Genomic DNA, 19,203 nt, shown 5'->3' on the forward strand with positions numbered 1-19,203 from the left:
AGCCAGTCTACCGGGGCTGACCGGACCCCGGCGGTCGCGGGCGCGCAGGCTCAGGCGGGACGCACGCTGACGATGCTCGACACCGGCAGGGTCCGCTCGATGTCTGCGGCCCGGTCTCGCCCGCGCAGGCGGCCGCCGCCGAGGCCGGACGCCTCCAGCGTCAGGGTGCGCTCGGAGCCGTCGGGCATGCGCACGACGACGACGATCTCGGACCGGGCGCGCACCGCCTGCTCGAGCTCGCGGCCGAGCCAGCCCTCTTCGCCCTCGGTGCCGTGCCCGCTGCGCAGCAGGCTCAGCAGTCGCGCGTAGGTGTCGGCGGGAGCCGCCGGCGACGCCTCCACCACGCCGGCCGCCCGGCGGTGCACCGGCTCGGGAGCCCCGTCCTCGTCGAGGGCGACGACGGGGTAGCGGGCATCGGCGAGGGCCCAGTAGACGGCGTCGCGGGTGACCCGCGAGAGCAGGGTGTCTCCGTCGCGGAGGAGTCCGAGGGGCCGCAGCGCCTGGTCGATCGCGATGGCCTCGAGCAGCGAGGCATCCGTGCTCTCCACACGCGTGCGGCCCGACGCATCGCGCACCCGGACCAGGCCGTGCCGGGCGGCGGTGCTGTCGATCAGATAGTCGAGGGGCTGCGGGATACCGGTCAGCGACAGCTCCGTCAGGAAGGCCCGGATCGACCCCGCCGTCTCGCCCTCGGTCATGCCGGAACCGAGCGAGTGCGCGGTGAACCGGTACGTCGAGGCCTGGGCGCGGGACTCGCGCACGGCGATGCTGCGGAGCCGGAGGTCGAGCGGGGGCGCGAGCGGACCGGGCGCGATGGCCGTGAGGTCGGCCTGGAGGTAGACGCGGTCGATCTCGGCAGGCAGGTGCGCCACCAGCGCGGACGCGTCGGCGGGCTCGCCGCGGCGCAGAGCCGCCGTCCACACGAACTCGGTGCGGTCGTCTCTGCTGAGGAGCCCCCAGCTCTCGCCCACACGGCGCAGACGTGCAAGCCGCGCCGGCCAGTCGGGGTCGAGCGGATACGCGGTGGCCCAGGTCGCCGGAGCGGCGAAGCCGCCGTCGGGGGTGCGCACGCCGTCGGGCAGCGCGGCACGGAACCCGGTCGCGATGATGGTCCAGCGCTCGGCGGTCGGCGCCTCGAGCCACGATTCGCCCTGCGTCGTCACGACCCACTGCCGCTCGCGGGGGAGCGCCAGTCCTGCCATCGCGGCGGCAGCCAGGAGGTCCTCGACGTCGTCGGCATCGCCTAGCGCGCCGGTGTCGAGGAGACGCTTGCGCTCGGCGGCGCTCACCGAACCGGCGCCGGTGCGGGCGAACGGCGCGTGCAGGCATGCCAGGAGCACGTCGGCCAGCGAGCCGGCCGTGGTGAACGCGCGCTCGGCGGCGGCCGCCGCGTGCTGCTCGTCGGCCGGAACGGGGGCGGGTGCCGCCGGAGCGGCGACGAACGCGCCGGGTTCTCGGGACTGCAGCTCGGCCAGCCTCTCGGTGACCGAGGTGTACGGGACGCCGGAGCCGTTCACCAGGGCCAGGTGCTCCAGCGCACCGTCGATGGCCGGCGGGTCGGCGACGAGGCCGACGAGGGCCGAGCGGGGGAGCCGCACGAGGGCGCGGTCGATGGATGCGGCATCCAGCAGCCCCTCCGCGGCGTCGAAGAAGTCGTGCCACGCAGAGGAGGCAGGCACGCCGCGCGCTGCCAGCGTCACCGCGAGGGCATGGTCAGGACGACCCGCCAACCAGGTCGCCATCGCCCGCTCGTCGGAGACCACTCAGCCGCCTCGGTTCGCCCGAGCCCTCCGCACGAAGCTCATGATGAGGACCGCGAGGATCATGGCGAACGCGATGATCGGGGCGATGTAGACCAGCACGCCGACCAGGGGCCAGATGCCGGTGCGCATGTCGGCGCCCGACGACGAGGCGATCATGATCGCGAAGAAGCTGACGATCGAGAGCACGAGAAGACCCAGCGACATGAACGCCAGAATCCGGTCGATCCGGCGGACCGGGATGTCCTCACCGGGCGTGTTCGTACTCATCCGCCTCAGCCTAGCGGCTGTGCCGCTGGACGCGGGGACGGGGTGACCCCGGTGCCGTAGGCTGGGGGACAGGGATCCGCGGATCCCTGTTCCGTCATGCCCGCCGCCCATCCGGCGCCGTACACAGCGAGGTCTCGATGCCCACCGGCAAGGTCAGGTTCTACGACGAGGAGAAGGGGTTCGGCTTCATCGCCACCGATGACGGCCAGGACGTCTTCCTGCACGCCACCGCCCTGCCCGCGGGCACTCCTGCGCCCAAGGCGGGCACCCGGCTCGAGTTCGGCGTCGCCGACGGCAAGCGCGGGCTGCAGGCCCTGTCGGTGCGCGTGCTCGAAGCTCCGGTGAGCCTCGCGAAGCGGTCCCGCAAGCCCGCCGACGACATGGCGATCATCATCGAAGACCTCGTGAAGCTGCTCGACGGCACCGCCGACGACCTGCGCCGGGGCCGCTACCCCAGCAGCGCGCAGTCCAAGAAGGTGGCGGCCGTGCTGCGCAAGGTGGCGGATGAACTCGACGCCTGAATCCGACCCGACGCCCGACGTCGACGTGTCGCCGCTCGGCGACGCGCCGTCCGACGCACCCGAGACCGTCGAGGACGATGCTCCCCAGGCGACGGAGATCGTGACGGATGCCTCGGCCGACGACTCCGGTGAGGTCGACGCCGCCGAGGCCGAGGTCGCTGAGGCCGTTGAGCCTGCGGAGCCCGCTGAGGCTGAGGTCGCAGAGGCCGAGGTCGTCGCGCCCGCTCCCGAGCCCGATCCCGAGCTGATCGCCGCGCACGACCTGGCGCTCGCCGCACTGCGCGAGATCACGCCGGCGACGAGCATCGGCGACGCGGCCGACTACCGCGCGGAGGCCGACGGCGTCGTGTCGCTGCGCTTCCACAACCGTCTCGCCGGCTACCCCGGGTGGTTCTGGACCGTGAGCCTCGCGCGCGTCGAGGGCGCTGCCCCGACCGTGCTCGAAGTTGAGCTCCTTCCCGGTGACGGCGCCCTTCTCGCCCCGGACTGGGTGCCGTGGGCCGTGCGGCTCGCCGAGTATCAGGCCGCGCAGGTGGCGCTCGCCGAGGCCCCGCACGCCGCTGCCGACGAGGAGGACGAGGACGACGACGAGGAGCTGGACGACGTCGACGACCTCGACGCCGCCGACTTCGACGACGACGGCTCGCCGATCCTCCACGCCGGCGACCTCGACGGCGTCGACATCGACGAGCTCGACGACTCGGGCGACGAGGACGACTCGGACGAGGATGAGTCCGACGACGACTCGGATGACGACTCGGATGACGACGACGAAGACGACGACTCCGATGAGGACGACTCGGACGACGACGACGACTCCGATGAGCACGACGACGACGACGACTCCGATGAGCACGACGACGACGACGACGACTCGGACGAGGGCGACGACGAAGAAGACTCGGACGACGACGAGTCGGACAACGACTCCGACGACGAGGATGAAGACGACGACGACGACTCGGACGACGAAGACTCCGACGAGGGCGACGACGCGAAGGAGTGACTCGCCGCGCCGCCGCCCCCGGGGTTCAAGGGGTGAGCGCCGCAGCCGTCAGCGTCTCGACCGTGCGCTCGGCACGTCCGGCCGACACCGTGAAGCGTGCGCTCAGGAGCGCCTCGTCGCGTGACGACGGGCCCACCAGCAGCTCGAACTCGCCGGCCTCGACGACACGGCGGCCTTCGGCATCCACGATGGTGCAGTCGGCGACTGCGATCGTGAGCTCGACCGTCGCCTCGGCGCCCTGCTCGACGTCGACGACGGTGAACCCCTTGAGCTCCTTGTCGGCCCAGCTGACCGACGTCACGCTGTCCCGCACATAGGCCTGGACGACCTCGCGCGCGGGCCGTGAACCGGTGTTGCGCACCGTGACGCTCGCGCGCACGGTGTCGCCGACGTCCAGGGCGGACTCCTCGATCCGCAGGTCGGAGTACTCGACGGTCGTGTACGACAGTCCGTCGCCGAACGCGTGCGCGGGACTCTGCGTGAGGTCGGCGTAGCGCGACCCGTGCTGCCCGCGCACCTGGTTGTAGTAGGTCGGCTGCTGGCCGGCGTGGCGCGCGAAGGAGATCGGCAGACGCCCGGAGGGCTCGATGAGTCCGAGCAGCAGTTCGGCGATCGCGCGACCCCCCTGCATGCCCGGGTTCGCCGCCCACACCAAGGCCGCGGCATCCGTCACCGATCGTGGAAGCACGAGCGGCTTCGACGCGAGCAGGACCACGATGAGAGGCTTCCCGGTCGCCGCGAGCGCCTCGAGGAGCGCCTGCTGACCGCCGAGCAGTTCGAGCGTGGCTGTCGAACGGCCCTCGCCCACGAGCTCTACCCGGTCGCCCACGACGGCCACGACGTAGTCGGCGGCCTCGGCGGCCGAGACGGCCTCGGCGATGAGGTCGGCGTCGGGCGCGACCGGCACGACGATCTGCGGCCGGGGCTGACCGTCGGGGAAGAAGGCGCCGTCCGGATCCTCTTCGAGGGTCAGGATCTCGGCGCCGCGCGCGAACGCGACCTCCCACGTCGGCGGAACGTGCGCGCGCAGTCCGTCGAGCACCGTCGTGATGAGGTCGCGCGGCTGGCCGTCGGGCAGCCAGTCGACCTGGCCGGACGATCCGGCCCAGTCTCCGAGCTGGGTCTGCGCGTCGTCGGCGAGGGGTCCGACCACGGCGATGCGCCGGGGCGCCTCCCCTACGCCGAGGGGAAGGGTGCCGTCGTTCTGCAGGAGCACGAGCGAGCGCCGGGCGACCTCGAGGTTGAGCGCGGCGTGCTCGGAGCTGCCGATGACCGTCTCGATGCGCTCGGCGTCGGGAAGGCGCGGGTTCTCGAACAGCCCGAACTCGAACTTGAGATGCAGGATGCGCGACACCGCGCGGTCGAGATCGCGCTCGTGCATGAGCCCGCGCTCGATCGCGAGGAGCGCGCCGTGGAAGAAGCCGGGCGTCGTCATGACCATGTCGTTGCCGGCCTTGACGGCGGCGGCGGCAGCGTGGGCGTAGTCGGGCTGAACCTTCTGCTCCCAGACCATGCGTCCGACGTTGTCCCAGTCGGTGATGAGGGTGCCGGTGTAGCCCCACTCGCCGCGCAGCACGTCGTTGAGCAGCCAGTCGTTGACCGTGATCGGCACGCCGTCGGTCGTCTGATAGCCGAGCATGAAGGTGCGGCATCCCTCCTTCGCCACTCTCTCGAACGGCGGAAGGAACCACGACCGCAGCTTGCGGCGCGAGATATCCGCCTCGCTCGCGTCGCGGCCGCCCTGGGTCTCGGAGTACCCCGCGAAGTGCTTGGCCGTCGCGAGGATCGCGTCGGGGTCGTCGAGTCCGCCGCCCTGGTAGCCGCGCACCATGGCCGAGGCGAGCTCGCCGATCAGGTGCGGGTCTTCGCCGAACGTCTCGTCGATCCGGCCCCAGCGCAGATCGCGCGCGATGCACAGCACGGGAGAGAACGTCCAGTGGATGCCGGTGGCCGACACTTCCGCGGCGGTCGCGCGTGCCACCTGCTCGACGAGCGCGGGATCCCACGTCGCCGCCATGCCGAGCTGCGTCGGGAAGACGGTGCCGCCATCCCAGAACCCGTGACCGTGGATGCAGTCCTCGCCGACGAGCAGGGGGATGCGCAGGCGCGTCTGCAGCGTCAGGTCCCGCGCGCGCAGGACCCGCGCGGGCGAGGCGTGCAGGATCGAGCCGGCGTGCATCCGCAGGACCTGGTCGTCGAGATCCTCGCGGGCGTCGAGCTGCAGCATCTGCCCGACCTTCTCCTCGAGGGTCATGCGGCCCAGCAGGTCGGCGATCCGCTCCTCGACCGGAAGCTCGGGGTCGAGGTAGGGGGCGTCGTGGGTCACTGCTTCTCCTGTCGGGATGTCGCGGGCTCGGTGCGGACGGCCGTGACGGTGTCGTTCACGTTCATGCCCTTCTTCTTGAGGGCGCGGGCGCGCTCGCCGGCCGACCGCAGGCGCGGGTTGACGTACTCGTCGATGCCGAAGTTGATCAGCGAGAGGGCGACGCCGATCGCGGCGATGCACAGCCCCGGAGGCATGAACCACCACCACTGGCCCTGGCGGAATGCGCCCTGCGCGCTCGCCCAGTTGAGGATCGTGCCCCAGTTGTAGGTCGTGACCGGGATGATGCCGATGTACGACAGGGTCGTGAGGCCGATGATCGCGGCCGTCACGGTGCCCACGAAGCTCGCGGCGATGAGGGCCATGAGGTTCGGCAGCATCTCGACGGTGATGATGCGACGAAGCGGCTCGCCATTGGCGCGGGCGGCGAGCACGAAGTCCCGGCTGCGCAGCGACATCGTCTGAGCACGGAGGACGCGCGCGCCCCAGGCCCAGCCGATGAGACCGAGCACGCCCGCGATGAGGATGAGGGGCGGATCCTCGAACATCGACGCCACGATGATGATCAGCGGGATGCCGGGAATCACGAGGAACACGTTCGTCAGAGCCGACAGGCCCTCGCTGCGCCATCCGCGCAGGTAGCCCGACATCACCCCGATGACGATCGCCAGCAGGGTGGCGATGATCGCGGCCAGGAACCCGACGACGATGACGCCGCGGGTGCCGTGGATGACCTGGCTCAGGACGTCCTCGCCGATGTGGGTGGTGCCCAGCCAATGCGCAGCCGACGGCGGCTGGAAGCGCGCCGTGTGGTCGACCTTCGTGGGCGAGAAGGGGGCCAGCACGTCGGCGAAGATCGCGACGAGCACGAAGAAGCCGAGGATCGACAGCCCCGCGATCGACTTCCGGTTGCGGAACATCGCGAAGGCCGAGCCCAGCTTCGACCAGAAGGCCGGCTTCCGCGGCGCGCTGCCGGTGGGGGCGGGGTTGCGGACGGTGGCGGTCGCGGGCGTGTGCGCCGGGCGCTGCGCCGAGGTCTCGTTGACGATGGTCGTGTCCATGCTCAGGCCTCCGTCTGGCGCGTGCGCGGGTCGAGGAATGCGTAGGCCACGTCGGCCAGGAGGTTCGCCAGCAGCACCGAGATGGTGAGGACCAGGAACACTCCCTGCATGAGGGCGTAGTCCTTCGCGTTGGTGGCGTCGAGCAGCAGCTTGCCGACGCCGGGATAGCTGAACACCACCTCCATGACGATCGTCCCGCCGACGATGAAGCCGAGCGCGAGCGCGAAGCTCTGGATCTGGGGCAGCACCGCGTTTCGGGCGGCGTAGCGCCAGAGCACCCGGCTGTTGGGCATGCCCTTCGCCTGCGCGACCATGACGTAGTCCTCGTCGAGCACCGTGAGCATCATGTTGCGCATGCCGAGCATCCAGCCGCCGATCGAGGCGATGATGATCGTCGCGGCGGGGAGGAAGCCGTGGTGGACGACCTCGCCGATGAACTCCCACGACCATTCCGGTGCGACTCCGACGCCGTACGCCTTGCCGATGGGGAACCACCCGAGCATCACCGAGAACACGGCGATGGCGACCAGTCCGAGCCAGAAGTACGGGATGGTGCTCAGGAAGGTGGTGATCGGGATGAGCGCGTCCAGCCGGCTGCCGCGGCGCCAGCCGACGATCGCGCCGCCGATCGTGCCGATCGCGAACGCGATGAGCGTCGCGAAGCCGACGAGGCCCACCGTCCAGATCAGCGACTGGCCGACCACCTCGGTCACCGGGCGCATGCCGTGCAGCAGCGAGATGCCGAGGTCGCCGCGCAGGAGCAGCCCCCAGTAGTCGAGGTACTGCTGCCACAGGGAGGTGTCCGTGTCGAGCCCGAGCAGCGCGCGCAGCGCCTCCGCCGCCTCCGGGGTGACGTTGCGATTGCGGGCGAGGTACGCGGTCACCGCGTCGCCCTTCATCAGCCGCGGCAGGAAGAAGTTGATCGTGATGGCCGCCCACAGCGTGAACAGGTAGAACAGGGCGCGGTTGCCCAGGAAGCGCCACGGAACGCGGACGCGACTCTTGACGGCGCCGGTCGCCGTCGTGCCGGCTTCGATCGCGTCGAAGTCGGGGGCCGGGAGCTGGGGGGCGACGGCGCTCACTTCTCACCTCCGAGGATGCCTGCGGCGTGCGCGAAGTAGGAGTCGGGATCGGGTGATGCCGCGCGCAGCTCTTGGGTGTACGGGTTCTGGGGACGCAGGATGACGTCATCGGCGGGGCCCCGTTCGACGACCCGCCCCTGGTTGAGCACGAGGATCTCGTCGCTGAAGTGGCGGGCGGTGGCGAGGTCGTGGGTGATGTAGAGCACGCCCAGCCCCTCCTCGCGCTGCAGGTCGGCGAGCAGGTTCAGCACCCCGAGACGGATCGAGACGTCGAGCATCGAGACGGGCTCGTCGGCGACGAGGAGCTTCGGGCGGGATGCCAGAGCCCGGGCGATCGCGACGCGTTGACGCTGCCCGCCCGAGAGCTCGTGCGGCCGGCGGTCGATCACTGCGTCGGCGTCGAGGCGGACGCGGCCGAGCAGGCGGCGCACCTCGTCGTCGAGCTGGTCCTTGGGCACGACGTCGTCGAGCTGGAGCGGCCGCTGGATGGCGTAGCGGATCGAGTGGTACGGGTTCAGCGACGCGAACGGGTCCTGGAACACCATGCGCAGCTGCTGGCGGTACGCGCGCAGTGCCTTGCCGCGGCGGGGGAGCGGTGCACCGTCGAGCCGGACCTCGCCGCTCGTGGGCCATTCGAGCTGGGTGAGGATCTTCGCGATGGTCGACTTGCCGCTGCCGGACTGGCCGACCAGGCCGATCGTCTGGCCCGAGCGGAGCGTGAAGCTCACGTCGTCGAGGGCCTTGATCTGCCCCGCGCCGCGCACCGAGTACACCTTGGTGACGGCGTCGAATTCGAGGACGGTCATCGGTGGACCACCCCCCTCTCTCCGGTGAGTCGTGGGAACGAGGCGAGCAGCGTGCGCGTGTACTCGGTCTGCGGGTCGGTCCAGATCCGCTCCGCGGCGTCGAGCTCGATGATCTCGCCGTCGCGCATGATCGCGATGCGGTCGCTGATCTCGAGCAGCAGCGGGAGGTCGTGGGTGATGAAGATGACCGAGAAACCGAACTCGTGCCGCAGGTGCGAGATCTGACGCAGGATCTCGCGCTGCACCAGCACGTCCAGGGCCGTCGTCGGCTCGTCCATGACCATCAGCTGCGGACGCAGCGCGAGCGCCATGGCGATCATGACGCGCTGGCGCATGCCGCCCGACAGCTCGTGCGGGTACGAGCGGTGGCGCTGCGCGCCCACCTTGACGATCTCCAGCAGCTCGACGGCTGCCTCACGTCGCTGCGAACGGGAGAACTGCGGGCGGTGGACCTCGAAGACGTCCTCCAGCTGGGAGCCGATGGTGGCGATCGGGTTCAGCGAGTTCATCGCGCCCTGGAAGACCATCGAGATCTTGTCCCAGCGGAAGCGGCGCATCACCTCCGGCTCGAGGCCGTTGATGTCGATGTCCTCGCCGGACGCGTCGTGGAACACCACGGAGCCGCTCGTGATGACGGCCGGCGGCTTGAGCAGGCGCTGGACGCCGTAGGCGAGCGTGGTCTTGCCGCATCCGCTCTCACCGGCGAGTCCGAGGATCTCACCGCGCTGGAGTTCGAGGGTGACGTTCTTGACCGCCCGCACGGGGGGATCGACGTCGTAGACGATCGAGAAGTCGTGGACCGAGAGCAGGGGGTCTCTCATCGAGGCTGGTTCGCTTTCGTGAAGGCTGACGAGCGGGCGGGACGGATGCCGCGGGAGCAGTGCTGACTTCGGGCGGGACGGATGCCGCAGCAGCAGTACTGACTTTGGGCGGGACGGATGCCGCAGCATCCGTCCCGCCCGGTGGATCAATCGGCGGGCTGCAGCTGCGTGAGGATCTGCACGACGGCAGGCTGCGTCGGGTCCGCCGAGGCGTACTGGTCCTCCTCGGAAGGCCAGCCGACGTAGTTGCGCGTGTTGAACTCGCCCAGCAGCGGGTGCGCACCCAGCGGGATCGCCGGCACGTTCTCCACGAAGGCCGTCTGCATCACTGCGAGCGCGGCTTCACGGTCGGCGTCCGACGCCGCGTTCGCGTAGGTGTTCAACGCGTCGGTGACCGCCGGGTCGTCGAAGCGGCCGAAGTTGAAGGCCGCCTTGCCGTCGACGATCCACTTCGGGTCCATCGTCGACGTGTACAGGCCGTACGCGTTGCCGGTGTCCTCGAGCCAGTGGATGATCGCCTGGAAGGTGCCTTCCTGGCGCGCGGCATCCCAACCGCCCCAATCGGGCTGGTCGACCTTGACCTCGATGCCGAGGCCCTCCTTGAGCTCCTCGGCGATCAGCGCCTGCTCCGTGTTCCAGTCGCTCCAGCCCGCGGGGACCGAGATCGAGAAGGTAACCGCTGCGCCGTCCGGGTCGATGAGGGTGTCGCCGTCCCAGGTGTAGCCGGCGTCGGTGAGGATCTGACGCGCCTTGTCGACGTCGACCGAGTACTCCTGGCCGGCGTACTCGGGGAGGATCTCGTCCTCGAGCAGGGCGCCCAGACCGGTGACGCTCCAGACGGCCTCGCTGGCGCCTTCGCGGGCGATGTCGACGTAGGCCTGGCGGTCGATCGTCCAGGCGAGCGCCTGGCGGAGTGCGGGGTCGTCGAACGGCTCGGCCTGAAGGTTCATGAACAGCGTTCCCGCGCCCGCAGTGGGGGAGACGAGGAACTTGTTGTCGGGGTCGGCCGACAGGTAGCTGTCCTCGATCTGGGGGATGAACGCCTGCGCCCAATCTGCCTCGCCGGTCGCGAGGGCGGTCGTGAGGGCGGCGTTGTCGCCGTAGGAGACGTAGTGCAGCTCGGGCACGGCGAGCTCGCCGGCCCAGTAGTCGGGGTTGGCCGTGAGGGTGACCGACTCGGTCGTCCACGAGTCGAGCACGTACGGACCGGTGCCCACGGCCTGGCCCTCGCCGGTGAGCGGGTCGGTGTTCGGGTCTTCGATGTCCTTCCAGATGTGCTCGGGCACGATCTGGAAGTGGAGCACACGGGCCTGCTGGGTGAACTTCGAGCTGTTGAACTCGATCGTGACCGTGTCGCCGTCGACGCTCACGCTCTTGAGGTCGAGGGCGTTGGTGTCGTTGAGCTTGCCGTCGAGCACCTGGTTGAACGAGAAGGCGATGTCTTCGGCGGTGAAGTCCTCGCCGTCGCTCCATTTGACGTCGCTGCGGGCCACCGCGGTGAGCTGCGTGTAGTCGTCGTTCCACTCGACCGACTCGGCCAGCCACGGCGTGGTGCCGAGGTCGCCGGTCGGATTGACGAGGGCGAGGGACTCGAAGATGACCTTGCCGTAGCTGTACTTCGAGGCGGACGAGTCGCCGAGGTACGGGTTGTTCGACTCCGTGGTGATGGCGCCGTCGGGCTTGGCGATGGTGAGCGCCGCGCCCGTTTCGGAATTGCCCGAGTCCGAGCCGGCTGCGCAGCCGGTCAGCACGATCGCCGCAGCGATGCCGACGGCGGCGAGGGAAGACCTAAGCCTCATTGCTTCTCCTTCGTGATGTGACGTCGGCGTACTCACGCGAGCCACCACGACGTCGTGGGGGGTGATTGCCGGATAAACTTACAACCAAGTAAGTAACCATCGCAACCGTGTCGGCAGGGTCCCGCGTTCGGCCGGTGCGTAGAATCTTGATCCGCCAGATGAGTCGAGGGGGCGCACGCCATTGAGTGAGCAGCGCAGACAGCCGCGTTCGCGGCCCGAGACTCTCGCGCGCCGCCGCGACATCCTCGACGCCGCGAGTGAGATCTTCGGCGCGAAGGGCTTCACCGGGGGAACGCTTCAGGAGATCGCCGACCAGGTCGGCATGACCCACGCAGGTATCCTGCATCACTTCGGCTCGAAGGATGCCCTCCTGCTCGAGGTGCTGCGACATCGTGATGAGACCGATGTGGCCGACCTCGAGGAGCAGCACATCCCCGACGGCATGGACCTGTTCCGCCACCTCGTGCGCACCGCGTTCGCGAACGCGGAGCGACCCGGGATCGTCCAGGCCTACGCCGTGCTCTCGGCCGAGTCCGTGACCGACGACCACCCCGGCCGCGCGTTCTTCCAGAAGCGGTACGAGACCCTGCGGGGCGAGGTCGCCCACGCGTTCGCCGTCGTGTGCGCCGAGCGCGGCATCAGCGAGCCCGAGACGGTGGCATATGCCTCGACGAGCATCCTCGCCGTGATGGACGGCCTTCAGGTGCAGTGGCTGCTCGACCCGACGGCGCTCGACCTCGGGCGCGCGTCCGAGTTCGCGATCGAGGCGATCGTCGCCTCGGTGCTCGAGCCCGCCCCGTCGCCGCTCGTCTGACGCGTTTCGTCTCGCTCCGCTCGCTCAACGACCGGGCTCTTCCCGGCGTTGAGCGTCCAGGACACGCCGTCCTGCGCGGCCGCGCCGCGGCACGTCCTGGACTCTCAACACAGAGGGCTGACCCTCGGGTCGTTGAGCGAGCCCGCGGAGCGCTGACCCCGGGTCGTTGAGCGAGCCCGCGAAGCGCGCGAGACGAAACGCGTCACGCTGCCCCCCGGTCGTTGAGCGAGCCCGCGCAACGCTGCCCCGGGGTCGTTGAGCGAGCCCGCGAAGCGCGCGAGACGAAACGCCTCACGCTGCCTGCGGGTCGTTGAGCGAGCCCGCGAAGCGCGCGAGACGAAACGCCTCGAACGTCCGAGTGAGCTAGAGGCGCTCGATCGTGTAATCGATCGCCTTGATCAGCTGCCGCACGTCGTCGGGGTCGATCGACACGAACGTCGCAACGCGCAGCTGGTTGCGGCCCAGCTTGCGGTACGGCTCGGTGTCGACGATGCCGTTGGCCCGCAGGCTCTTCGCGACCGCGGCGGCGTCGACGCTGTCGTCGAAGTCGATCGTCGCGACGACGGGGGATCGGTCGGCGGGGTCGGCGACGAAGGGAGTGGCGAAAGCGGATGCCTCGGCCCAGTCGTACAGCGCCTGCGACGACTCCCTCGTGCGGGCGTCGGCCCACTGCAGCCCGCCGTTGTCGCGGATCCAGTCGAGCTGCCGGTCGAGCAGGAACAGCGTCGCGAGGGCCGGGGTGTTGAGCGTCTGGTTCAGCCGCGAGTTGTCGAGGGCGTTCTTGAGGCTCAGGAAGTCGGGGATGTACCGGCCGGAGGCGGCGATCCGCTCGATCCGCTCGATCGCGGCGGGCGAGACGAGTGCGAACCACAGGCCGCCGTCCGAGCCGAGGTTCTTCTGCGGGGCGAAGTAGTACACGTCGGCCTCGTGGACCGAGAAGTCGATCCCGCCCGCGGCGCTCGTCGCGTCGATGACGGTGAGCGCGCCGTCGTCGCCGGTCACGCGCTGCACCGGCGCCGCGACGCCGGTGGACGTCTCGTTGTGCGGCCACGCGTAGACGTCCACACCCTCGACCGCCTCCGCCGAGGTGCGGGTGCCCGGGGCGACCTGGCGCACGTCGGGGGCCTCGAGCCACGGGGCCTTCGCGGCGGCGGCGAACTTGCCGCCGAACTCGCCGAACACGAGGTTCTGGCTGCGCTTCTCGATGAGGCCGAAGGCCGCGGCATCCCAGAATGCGGTCGATCCACCGTTGCCGAGGATCACCTCGTAGCCGGCGGGGAGCCGGAACAGCTCGGTGAGACCGGCTCGCACCTGCCCCACCAGGTCTTTGACGGGAGCCTGTCGGTGCGACGTTCCCATCAGCGCCGCGCCCGGGCCGGCGAGGGCCTCGAGGTGCTCCGGGCGGATCTTCGACGGTCCGCAGCCGAAGCGTCCGTCGGCGGGCAGGATCTCGCGGGGCAGCAGGACGTGGGCCATTGCTCGATTCTAGGTCGGTGTCCCTATGGCCCGCGGCTGCATGACAACCCATGACCCCGACCGCCGAGCGCCGCTGTCTCACCGCCAAGATAGGCTGGCCTAACCGGCTTTCACCGATTCGAGGACCCTCGCGACATGACCGATCTCATCGACACCACAGAGATGTACCTGCGCACGATCCTCGAACTCGAAGAGGAGAACATCATTCCTCTTCGCGCACGCATCTCCGAGCGACTCGGCCACTCCGGCCCCACCGTCTCGCAGACGGTCGGGCGCATGGAGCGCGACGGGCTCGTCGTCGTCTCCGAAGACCGCAGCCTCGAGCTCACCGATGCCGGCCGTCAGAAGGCCGTCGACGTCATGCGCAAGCACCGCCTGGCGGAGCGCCTTCTCTCCGACGTGATCGGTCTTGACTGGGCGTACGTCCACGAAGAGGCGTGCCGGTGGGAGCACGTCATGAGCGAGCAGGTCGAGCGTCGCCTCGTCGAGCTGCTCGGTCACCCGACGGAATCGCCCTACGGCAACCCGATCCCCGGTCTCGACCAGCTCGGCGACATGCCGGCGACCCAGTTCGAGCAGGGCGTCGTCGGCCTCGTGCGCCGCCTCAACGACGCCGGCGAGCCGATCACGGGCACGGTCCGGCGCCTCGCCGAGCCTGCGCAGGTCGATCCCGAGCTGCTGCAGCAGCTCAAGGGCGCCGGGGTGCTGCCGGGCGCCTCGGGCGACTACCGCTACAACGAGGGCTACGTGCTGGTGCAGATGCACGGCAACGACGAGGGGCTCGAGCTTCCGGTCGAGGTCGCCTCGCACATCTTCCTCGTCGACGACCGCCGCTGACGCGCCGGAAGTACAGCGAGCGGATGCCGCGTCCGGCGGTTGCGGATGGACCGGTCAGCGAACTGCCAGCCGATGAACGTGACAGATTCGTTACCTTCAGGTAGCCTCGAACGGTCCACTAGGCGAGAAGCCCGCCGACGGATCCCGCGTAGATTGCCTCTCTGGCTCGTCGTCCACGCGGTGTAGCCCGCATATCGTGCCCCGACACCGAATGCCGACGAGCCAGCGCCACCGGCGCAGAGGCGCCGGAGGACCAGTTTGGCTGAACAGATCGATTCGCTCGCGAACGAGCCCGAGACCGACGCGACGAGTCTGACCCGTCGCACGCGTGTGCGACGCCCGGTCGGACACCGCCCCCAAGCGGTCGCGAAGGTGGCTCCGACCCCTGCCGTCGCTCGCCCCGCGTCCGCGCCCAAAGGCGCGAACCGCATCGTCAAGCCGCTGAAGAGCCTGGTGATCCTGAGCATGGTCGGGGGTCTCATCGCGACCGTCGCCCTTCCCGCCTTCGGCGCCGCCCTTCCCGTCGAAGAGGCCAAGACCATCCAGCAGCTGGCCGTCGATGATGCCCAGTCGCTCGTCGTCGCGTCGGACGCGGCATCCACTCAGATCACTCGTGAGAGCTACGCGGCCACGACCGCCGAGGAGATCGCCAAGAAGAAGGCCGCCGAGGCCGCTGCCGAGCGCGCCCGCCAGGCGGCGAGCGTCGCGGCGGCGCAGTCTCGCGTGAAGGTCGACCTCAGCATGGTCGCCGCCGGATCCGGGGCTGTTCGCTGGCCCCTCGCCGGCTACACCCTCGGCCAGGGCTTCGGCACACGCGGCGGCGCTCACATGGGCGTCGACATGCTCGCCCCCGCGGGCACGCCGATCTTCGCCGCCGCATCCGGTGTCGTGAAGGTCTCGCAGGAGAGCTTCGGCGGCTACGGCGTCGCGGTCACGATCGATCACGTCATCAACGGCCAGCGCGTGGGCACGCTCTACGGGCACATGATCTACGGCAGCCGTCAGGTCGTCCCCGGTCAGACCGTCGAGGCAGGCCAGGTCATCGGCCTCGTCGGAAGCACCGGCCGCTCGACCGCGAACCACCTGCACTTCGAGACCTACATCAACGGCTCGAACGTCGATCCGTACGCCTGGCTGCAGCAGAACGCCGGCTGACTGGGTCGCGCTCAGACTCACCGATCCCCTCGGCGCCACGGTGTCGGGGGGATCGTCCGTTCGCCGACACGCCTCGCGTCGTTCACTCGCGGCTGCGACCCCTGCCCGGTGTGCGTGCGTTAGCCTGAAACCCGACGCTGAGAGAAGCGGAGGGAGCTGATGGGCATCACACCACGCATCCGAACCACGGATGCGCTCGGACGCCTTGTCCTTCGGCATTGCACGAGCGGATGCCACGGCCAGACCGTGGCGCCATGGCGCTGTCTATAAGACAGCGCTTTTTTCGTGCCCCTGCGCACTTCGATCGTCACCGCAAGTCGAATACCGAGAAGCCGTCCCGGCCATTCGAGAGGATGATCAATGCGCACTCTGGTGCTGAATGCGGGCTATGAGCCGCTCGCGGTCGTGTCGTTCAAGAGGGCCCTGGTGCTCGTGATGAACGAGAAGGCCACCGTCATCGAGCACACCGATGGAGATCCGGTGTGGGGGACCCGACGATCGTACGACCGTCCGGCGGTGATCATCCTGACGAGATACGTCCGGGTGCCCGGCGGACGCCGGGTGCCGGTCACGCGGCGCGGAGTGCTGCGCCGCGATTCGCACCGCTGCGCCTACTGCGGATCTGCGGCGTCGACGATCGATCATGTGCTGCCGCGGTCGCGCGGGGGCGGGGACTCCTGGGAGAACCTCGTCGCCTGCTGCCTGCGCTGCAACAACATGAAAGGCGATCGCACCCCGCAGGAGATGCACTGGGAGCTGCGGTTCACGCCTCACCCGCCGCGGGGTGGGCAGTGGACCGTGCGCGGCACCGAGCGCACCGACCCTCGATGGGAGCCGTATCTCGCCCTCGCTGCATAAGCCCTGAGCCGTTCGCGCCGGATGCGCGCGATGTCGTCGGTTAGAGTTATCTTCGATTCCTGCGATTGAAAAGCTAGAACATCTGTTCTAGTCTGTGGGAATGAGGGCGACCGTGCAACTTACGGCGGTGCACGCGCAAGAGCCGGCCAGAACCGGGCCTCACAGCGAGGTGGCCCGGCTGCGGGCCCAGCTCGAGCGGGTGCAGGGGCGCAAGCTCGACGCCCCGGTGCTGCCGGTCCATCCCGCCCTCGCCTCGCTGCTTCCCGGCGGGGGCCTGCGGCCGGGGGCGGCGTACTCGCTCCCGCGCTCGACGTCGCTGCTGCTGGCTCTGCTGTCGCAGCCGTCGCGATCGGGGTCGTGGTGCGGGGTGGTCGGCATGCCGCGGCTCGGTGCCGAGGCCGCCGAGGGGCTCGGGGTCGATCTCTCGCGTCTCGTGCTCATCCCCGATCCCGGTGCCCGGTGGCTCACGGTCACGGCGACCATCGCCGAGGTCCTTCCCGTCGTGGCGGTGCGCCCTGCCGGCCGCGCGGCCGACGGTGAGATCGCGCGTCTGGCGGCCCGGCTGCGCGATCGTGGGGCCGTGCTGCTGGTGCAGGGGCCGTGGCCGCAGGCCGAGGCGGTGCTCGAGATCGGCGACCCGGCGTGGACAGGCCTGGGTCGCGGCCACGGCTACCTCGCCGGACGCGAGGTGACGGTCACCTCCTCGAGCAGGCGGTGGCCGCGATCGCGTCGGTCGAGAGTGCTGCTTCCGGATGCCTCGGGCCAGGTGTCGCCCGCACCCGAGACGGTGCGCGGCGTCGAGCCCCTGCGGTCGGGCGATGAGCGGCGGCCGGGCGACGAGCGGTTCGTCCCCCTCGAAGCGAGGGCGGTGGGCTGACATGGCGGTGCAGTCTCCCGTGCGCAGCCTCGTGCTGTGGTTCCCCGACTGGCCCGTCACGGCGCTGACGCGCGACGGCGGGGGCCTCCCCGGCGGCGTGCCCCTCGATCCCCGCCGCGCGGTGGCGGTGATGGAGCGCAACCTGGTGGTGGCGTGCTCGGCGTCGGCGCGCGCCGAGGGGGTGCGCCGGGGGCAGCGCCGGCGTGATGCGCAGGCGCGGTGTCCGGGGCTCACGGTCGTGCCGGCCGATCCGGTGCGCGATCATCGGGCCTTCGCGCCCCTCGTGTCGCGCATCGAGGAGCGCGCTCCCGGCGTACAGCTGGTGCGGCCCGGCTTGTGCGCGCTGCGGGCACGCGGCCCGGCGCGCTACTACGGCGGCGAGATCGAGGCGGCGCGCGTGCTGCTCGACGAGATGCACGCACTCGGGGTCGACGACGTGCGTGCGGGCATCGCCGACGGTCCGTTCACGGCCGAGCAGGCCGCCCAGGCGGGGGCGAGCGCGGCCGAGCCGGTCTTCTCCGTCCCGTCGGGCGGAGCCGCCGGGTTCCTGGCGCCGCTGTCCGTGGCGGTGCTCGACGCCTCCTCGCTCGGGGCCGGCCCGTCGGGGGCGCGCGTCAGCAAGCCGGGGGTGTGGGGCGGAGCCCCATTGGGTGCGGCGCCCGCCTCGGCCGACCTGGTCGGCCTGCTCGCCCGCCTCGGGGTGCAGACGCTCGGCGAGTTCGCGGCGATGCCTCCCGACCGGGTGCGCGAGCGGTTCGGCGAGCGCGGCATCCGTCTTCACGCACTCTCCGGCGGGCGCGATTCGCGTCCCGTCGAACCCCGCACGCCGCCGCCCGAGCTCCACCGCGAGATCGCGTTCGAGCCGCCGCTCGAGATCGCCGACCAGGTCGCGTTCGGCATGCGCGTCACCGCCGACGAGTTCATCGCCGGCCTCGGCGCGATCGACCTCGTGTGCACCGAGCTGCGGGTCGAGCTCGTCGGCGACCGGGGTGAGCGCAGCGAGCGGGTCTGGCTGCACCCGGGGTCGTTCGACGCGGGGGCGGTGGTCGACCGCGTGCGGTGGCAGCTGGCAGAAGACGTCGGCAAGCCCGGTGAAGGTGGGCTCGAGGGCGGGCTGCTGCGCAGCGGGGTCGCGCTGGTGCGCATCTCGCCCGAGGCGGTCGACGCGGCATCCCATCACGCTCCGGCGATCTTCGGCGGCGGGCCGGAAGAGCGCGTGCACCACGCCCTGTCGCGCGTGCAGGCGATGCTCGGGCACCGGGGCGTGCTGACTCCCGAGATCAGCGGCGGCAGGTGGCTGGTCGAGCGGCAGGTGCTCGTGCCCTGGGGCGACCGGCACGCCACCGGCAAAGACGGCCTCGCGGCGCAGCGCGCGCGCCCGTGGCCGGGCAGCCTGCCCGATCCGCTGCCCACGACGGTGTTCGCCGAGCCGGTGCCGGTCGACGTGCGCGCGCTCGGCGGCGAGACGATCGACGTCGACGAACGGGGCGTCGTCTCAGCGGTGCCGGCGGTGCTGGTCGAGAGCGGCCGCCGCCGCGTGATCGAGGCGTGGGCGGGGCCGTGGCCGGTCGTGGAGCGCACGTGGGATCCGATGCGTGCTCGGCGGGCGCACCGGTTCCAGGTCGTCGACGCCGACGGCGGTGCGTGGCTGCTGGTGTGCGAGGGCGACGTCTGGACCGCGGAGGCCTCCTATGACTGAGCGAGCCGCCCCCTCCCGGTCGTTGAGCGAGCGAAGCG

Annotated in this window: 17 protein-coding genes; 8 read left to right on the forward strand and 9 right to left on the reverse strand. The window is 70.5% G+C overall.

The window, feature by feature from the left end; genetic code table 11:
• Positions 1-50 precede the first annotated feature (50 nt).
• The gene (locus JX005_RS05455) at positions 51-1,742 is read right to left on the reverse strand and encodes a helicase-associated domain-containing protein (protein WP_214466401.1); all 1,692 of its coding nucleotides are present in this window, start codon (positions 1,740-1,742) and stop codon (positions 51-53) included.
• Positions 1,743-1,763: 21 nt separating this feature from the next.
• Positions 1,764-2,030, reverse strand: a complete 267-nt coding sequence (locus JX005_RS05460) for a multidrug ABC transporter ATPase (RefSeq protein WP_214466402.1) — start codon at positions 2,028-2,030, stop codon at positions 1,764-1,766.
• 137 nt (positions 2,031-2,167) lie between these two features.
• On the opposite strand from JX005_RS05460, the gene JX005_RS05465 reads away from it, so the two are divergent.
• Both JX005_RS05465 and JX005_RS05470 read left to right on the forward strand, forming a co-directional pair.
• The gene (locus JX005_RS05465) at positions 2,168-2,551 is read left to right on the forward strand and encodes a cold-shock protein (RefSeq protein ID WP_214466403.1); all 384 of its coding nucleotides are present in this window, start codon (positions 2,168-2,170) and stop codon (positions 2,549-2,551) included.
• On the forward strand, positions 2,535-3,557 hold the full coding sequence (locus JX005_RS05470; protein WP_214466404.1) for a DUF3027 domain-containing protein: 1,023 nt from the start codon (positions 2,535-2,537) through the stop codon (positions 3,555-3,557). The genes JX005_RS05465 and JX005_RS05470 overlap by 17 nt, the downstream gene beginning before the upstream one ends.
• Before the next feature lie 25 nt (positions 3,558-3,582).
• Here the strand turns inward: JX005_RS05470 and JX005_RS05475 are convergent, their stop codons facing one another.
• The 6 genes from JX005_RS05475 to JX005_RS05500 all read right to left on the reverse strand — a co-directional run bounded on the left by JX005_RS05475 (position 3,583) and on the right by JX005_RS05500 (position 11,449).
• Positions 3,583-5,883: an exo-beta-d-1,3/1,6-glucosidase gene (locus JX005_RS05475; RefSeq protein WP_307858502.1), complete on the reverse strand. Its 2,301-nt coding sequence runs from the start codon at positions 5,881-5,883 to the stop codon at positions 3,583-3,585.
• A complete protein-coding gene (locus tag JX005_RS05480) occupies positions 5,880-6,941 on the reverse strand; it encodes an ABC transporter permease (RefSeq protein ID WP_214466405.1) in 1,062 nt (353 codons plus the stop codon). The genes JX005_RS05475 and JX005_RS05480 overlap by 4 nt, the downstream gene beginning before the upstream one ends.
• Positions 6,942-6,943: 2 nt before the next feature.
• The gene (locus tag JX005_RS05485) at positions 6,944-8,023 is read right to left on the reverse strand and encodes an ABC transporter permease (RefSeq protein WP_214466406.1); all 1,080 of its coding nucleotides are present in this window, start codon (positions 8,021-8,023) and stop codon (positions 6,944-6,946) included.
• Entirely contained in the window at positions 8,020-8,829 is an 810-nt protein-coding gene (locus JX005_RS05490) for an ABC transporter ATP-binding protein (RefSeq protein ID WP_214466407.1), read from the reverse strand. The genes JX005_RS05485 and JX005_RS05490 overlap by 4 nt, the downstream gene beginning before the upstream one ends.
• A complete protein-coding gene (locus JX005_RS05495) occupies positions 8,826-9,650 on the reverse strand; it encodes an ABC transporter ATP-binding protein (RefSeq protein ID WP_214466408.1) in 825 nt (274 codons plus the stop codon). The genes JX005_RS05490 and JX005_RS05495 overlap by 4 nt, the downstream gene beginning before the upstream one ends.
• 146 nt (positions 9,651-9,796) lie before the next feature.
• Positions 9,797-11,449: an ABC transporter substrate-binding protein gene (locus JX005_RS05500; RefSeq protein WP_214466409.1), complete on the reverse strand. Its 1,653-nt coding sequence runs from the start codon at positions 11,447-11,449 to the stop codon at positions 9,797-9,799.
• A 181-nt stretch (positions 11,450-11,630) separates the two neighbouring features.
• Here JX005_RS05500 and JX005_RS05505 point away from each other — a divergent pair, with 181 nt between their 5' ends.
• Positions 11,631-12,263, forward strand: coding sequence for a TetR/AcrR family transcriptional regulator (locus JX005_RS05505; protein WP_214466410.1), 633 nt, complete (start codon positions 11,631-11,633; stop codon positions 12,261-12,263).
• 363 nt (positions 12,264-12,626) lie between these two features.
• On the opposite strand, the gene serC is transcribed toward JX005_RS05505, so the two are convergent.
• Positions 12,627-13,739 carry a phosphoserine transaminase gene (gene serC / locus JX005_RS05510; protein WP_214466411.1) on the reverse strand — a complete coding sequence of 371 codons (1,113 nt, stop codon included), beginning with the start codon at positions 13,737-13,739 and terminating at the stop codon, positions 12,627-12,629.
• A gap of 135 nt (positions 13,740-13,874) precedes the next feature.
• On the opposite strand from serC, the gene JX005_RS05515 reads away from it, so the two are divergent.
• The 5 genes from JX005_RS05515 (at position 13,875) to JX005_RS05535 (ending at position 19,165) form a co-directional block, all read left to right on the forward strand.
• Positions 13,875-14,576, forward strand: a complete 702-nt coding sequence (locus tag JX005_RS05515) for an iron-dependent transcriptional repressor DtxR (protein ID WP_214466412.1) — start codon at positions 13,875-13,877, stop codon at positions 14,574-14,576.
• A gap of 258 nt (positions 14,577-14,834) precedes the next feature.
• Positions 14,835-15,731, forward strand: coding sequence for a M23 family metallopeptidase (locus JX005_RS05520; RefSeq protein ID WP_214466413.1), 897 nt, complete (start codon positions 14,835-14,837; stop codon positions 15,729-15,731).
• A gap of 360 nt (positions 15,732-16,091) precedes the next feature.
• Positions 16,092-16,589 carry an HNH endonuclease gene (locus tag JX005_RS05525; protein ID WP_214466414.1) on the forward strand — a complete coding sequence of 166 codons (498 nt, stop codon included), beginning with the start codon at positions 16,092-16,094 and terminating at the stop codon, positions 16,587-16,589.
• A gap of 100 nt (positions 16,590-16,689) precedes the next feature.
• Positions 16,690-17,466: a DnaE2-dependent mutagenesis accessory factor ImuA' gene (gene imuA' / locus JX005_RS05530; protein ID WP_246533561.1), complete on the forward strand. Its 777-nt coding sequence runs from the start codon at positions 16,690-16,692 to the stop codon at positions 17,464-17,466.
• Between the two features lies 1 nt (position 17,467).
• Positions 17,468-19,165 carry a DNA polymerase Y family protein gene (locus JX005_RS05535; protein WP_214466415.1) on the forward strand — a complete coding sequence of 566 codons (1,698 nt, stop codon included), beginning with the start codon at positions 17,468-17,470 and terminating at the stop codon, positions 19,163-19,165.
• The last annotated feature ends 38 nt before the right edge of the window (positions 19,166-19,203 follow it).

The organism is Microbacterium flavescens (genome assembly GCF_018588945.1).
Classification (GTDB): domain Bacteria; phylum Actinomycetota; class Actinomycetes; order Actinomycetales; family Microbacteriaceae; genus Microbacterium; species Microbacterium flavescens.

Bases quoted from the DNA above. Each gene is read 5' to 3' on its own strand.
- JX005_RS05455 (WP_214466401.1), bottom strand. From the start codon at position 1,742: ATGGCGACCTGGTTGGCGGGTCGTCCTGACCATGCCCTCGCGGTGACG.
- JX005_RS05460 (WP_214466402.1), bottom strand. From the start codon at position 2,030: ATGAGTACGAACACGCCCGGTGAGGACATCCCGGTCCGCCGGATCGAC.
- JX005_RS05465 (WP_214466403.1), top strand. From the start codon at position 2,168: ATGCCCACCGGCAAGGTCAGGTTCTACGACGAGGAGAAGGGGTTCGGC.
- JX005_RS05470 (WP_214466404.1), top strand. From the start codon at position 2,535: ATGAACTCGACGCCTGAATCCGACCCGACGCCCGACGTCGACGTGTCG.
- JX005_RS05480 (WP_214466405.1), bottom strand. From the start codon at position 6,941: ATGGACACGACCATCGTCAACGAGACCTCGGCGCAGCGCCCGGCGCAC.
- JX005_RS05490 (WP_214466407.1), bottom strand. From the start codon at position 8,829: ATGACCGTCCTCGAATTCGACGCCGTCACCAAGGTGTACTCGGTGCGC.
- JX005_RS05495 (WP_214466408.1), bottom strand. From the start codon at position 9,650: ATGAGAGACCCCCTGCTCTCGGTCCACGACTTCTCGATCGTCTACGAC.
- JX005_RS05500 (WP_214466409.1), bottom strand. From the start codon at position 11,449: ATGAGGCTTAGGTCTTCCCTCGCCGCCGTCGGCATCGCTGCGGCGATC.
- serC (WP_214466411.1), bottom strand. From the start codon at position 13,739: ATGGCCCACGTCCTGCTGCCCCGCGAGATCCTGCCCGCCGACGGACGC.
- JX005_RS05515 (WP_214466412.1), top strand. From the start codon at position 13,875: ATGACCGATCTCATCGACACCACAGAGATGTACCTGCGCACGATCCTC.
- JX005_RS05525 (WP_214466414.1), top strand. From the start codon at position 16,092: ATGCGCACTCTGGTGCTGAATGCGGGCTATGAGCCGCTCGCGGTCGTG.
- imuA' (WP_246533561.1), top strand. From the start codon at position 16,690: ATGAGGGCGACCGTGCAACTTACGGCGGTGCACGCGCAAGAGCCGGCC.
- JX005_RS05535 (WP_214466415.1), top strand. From the start codon at position 17,468: ATGGCGGTGCAGTCTCCCGTGCGCAGCCTCGTGCTGTGGTTCCCCGAC.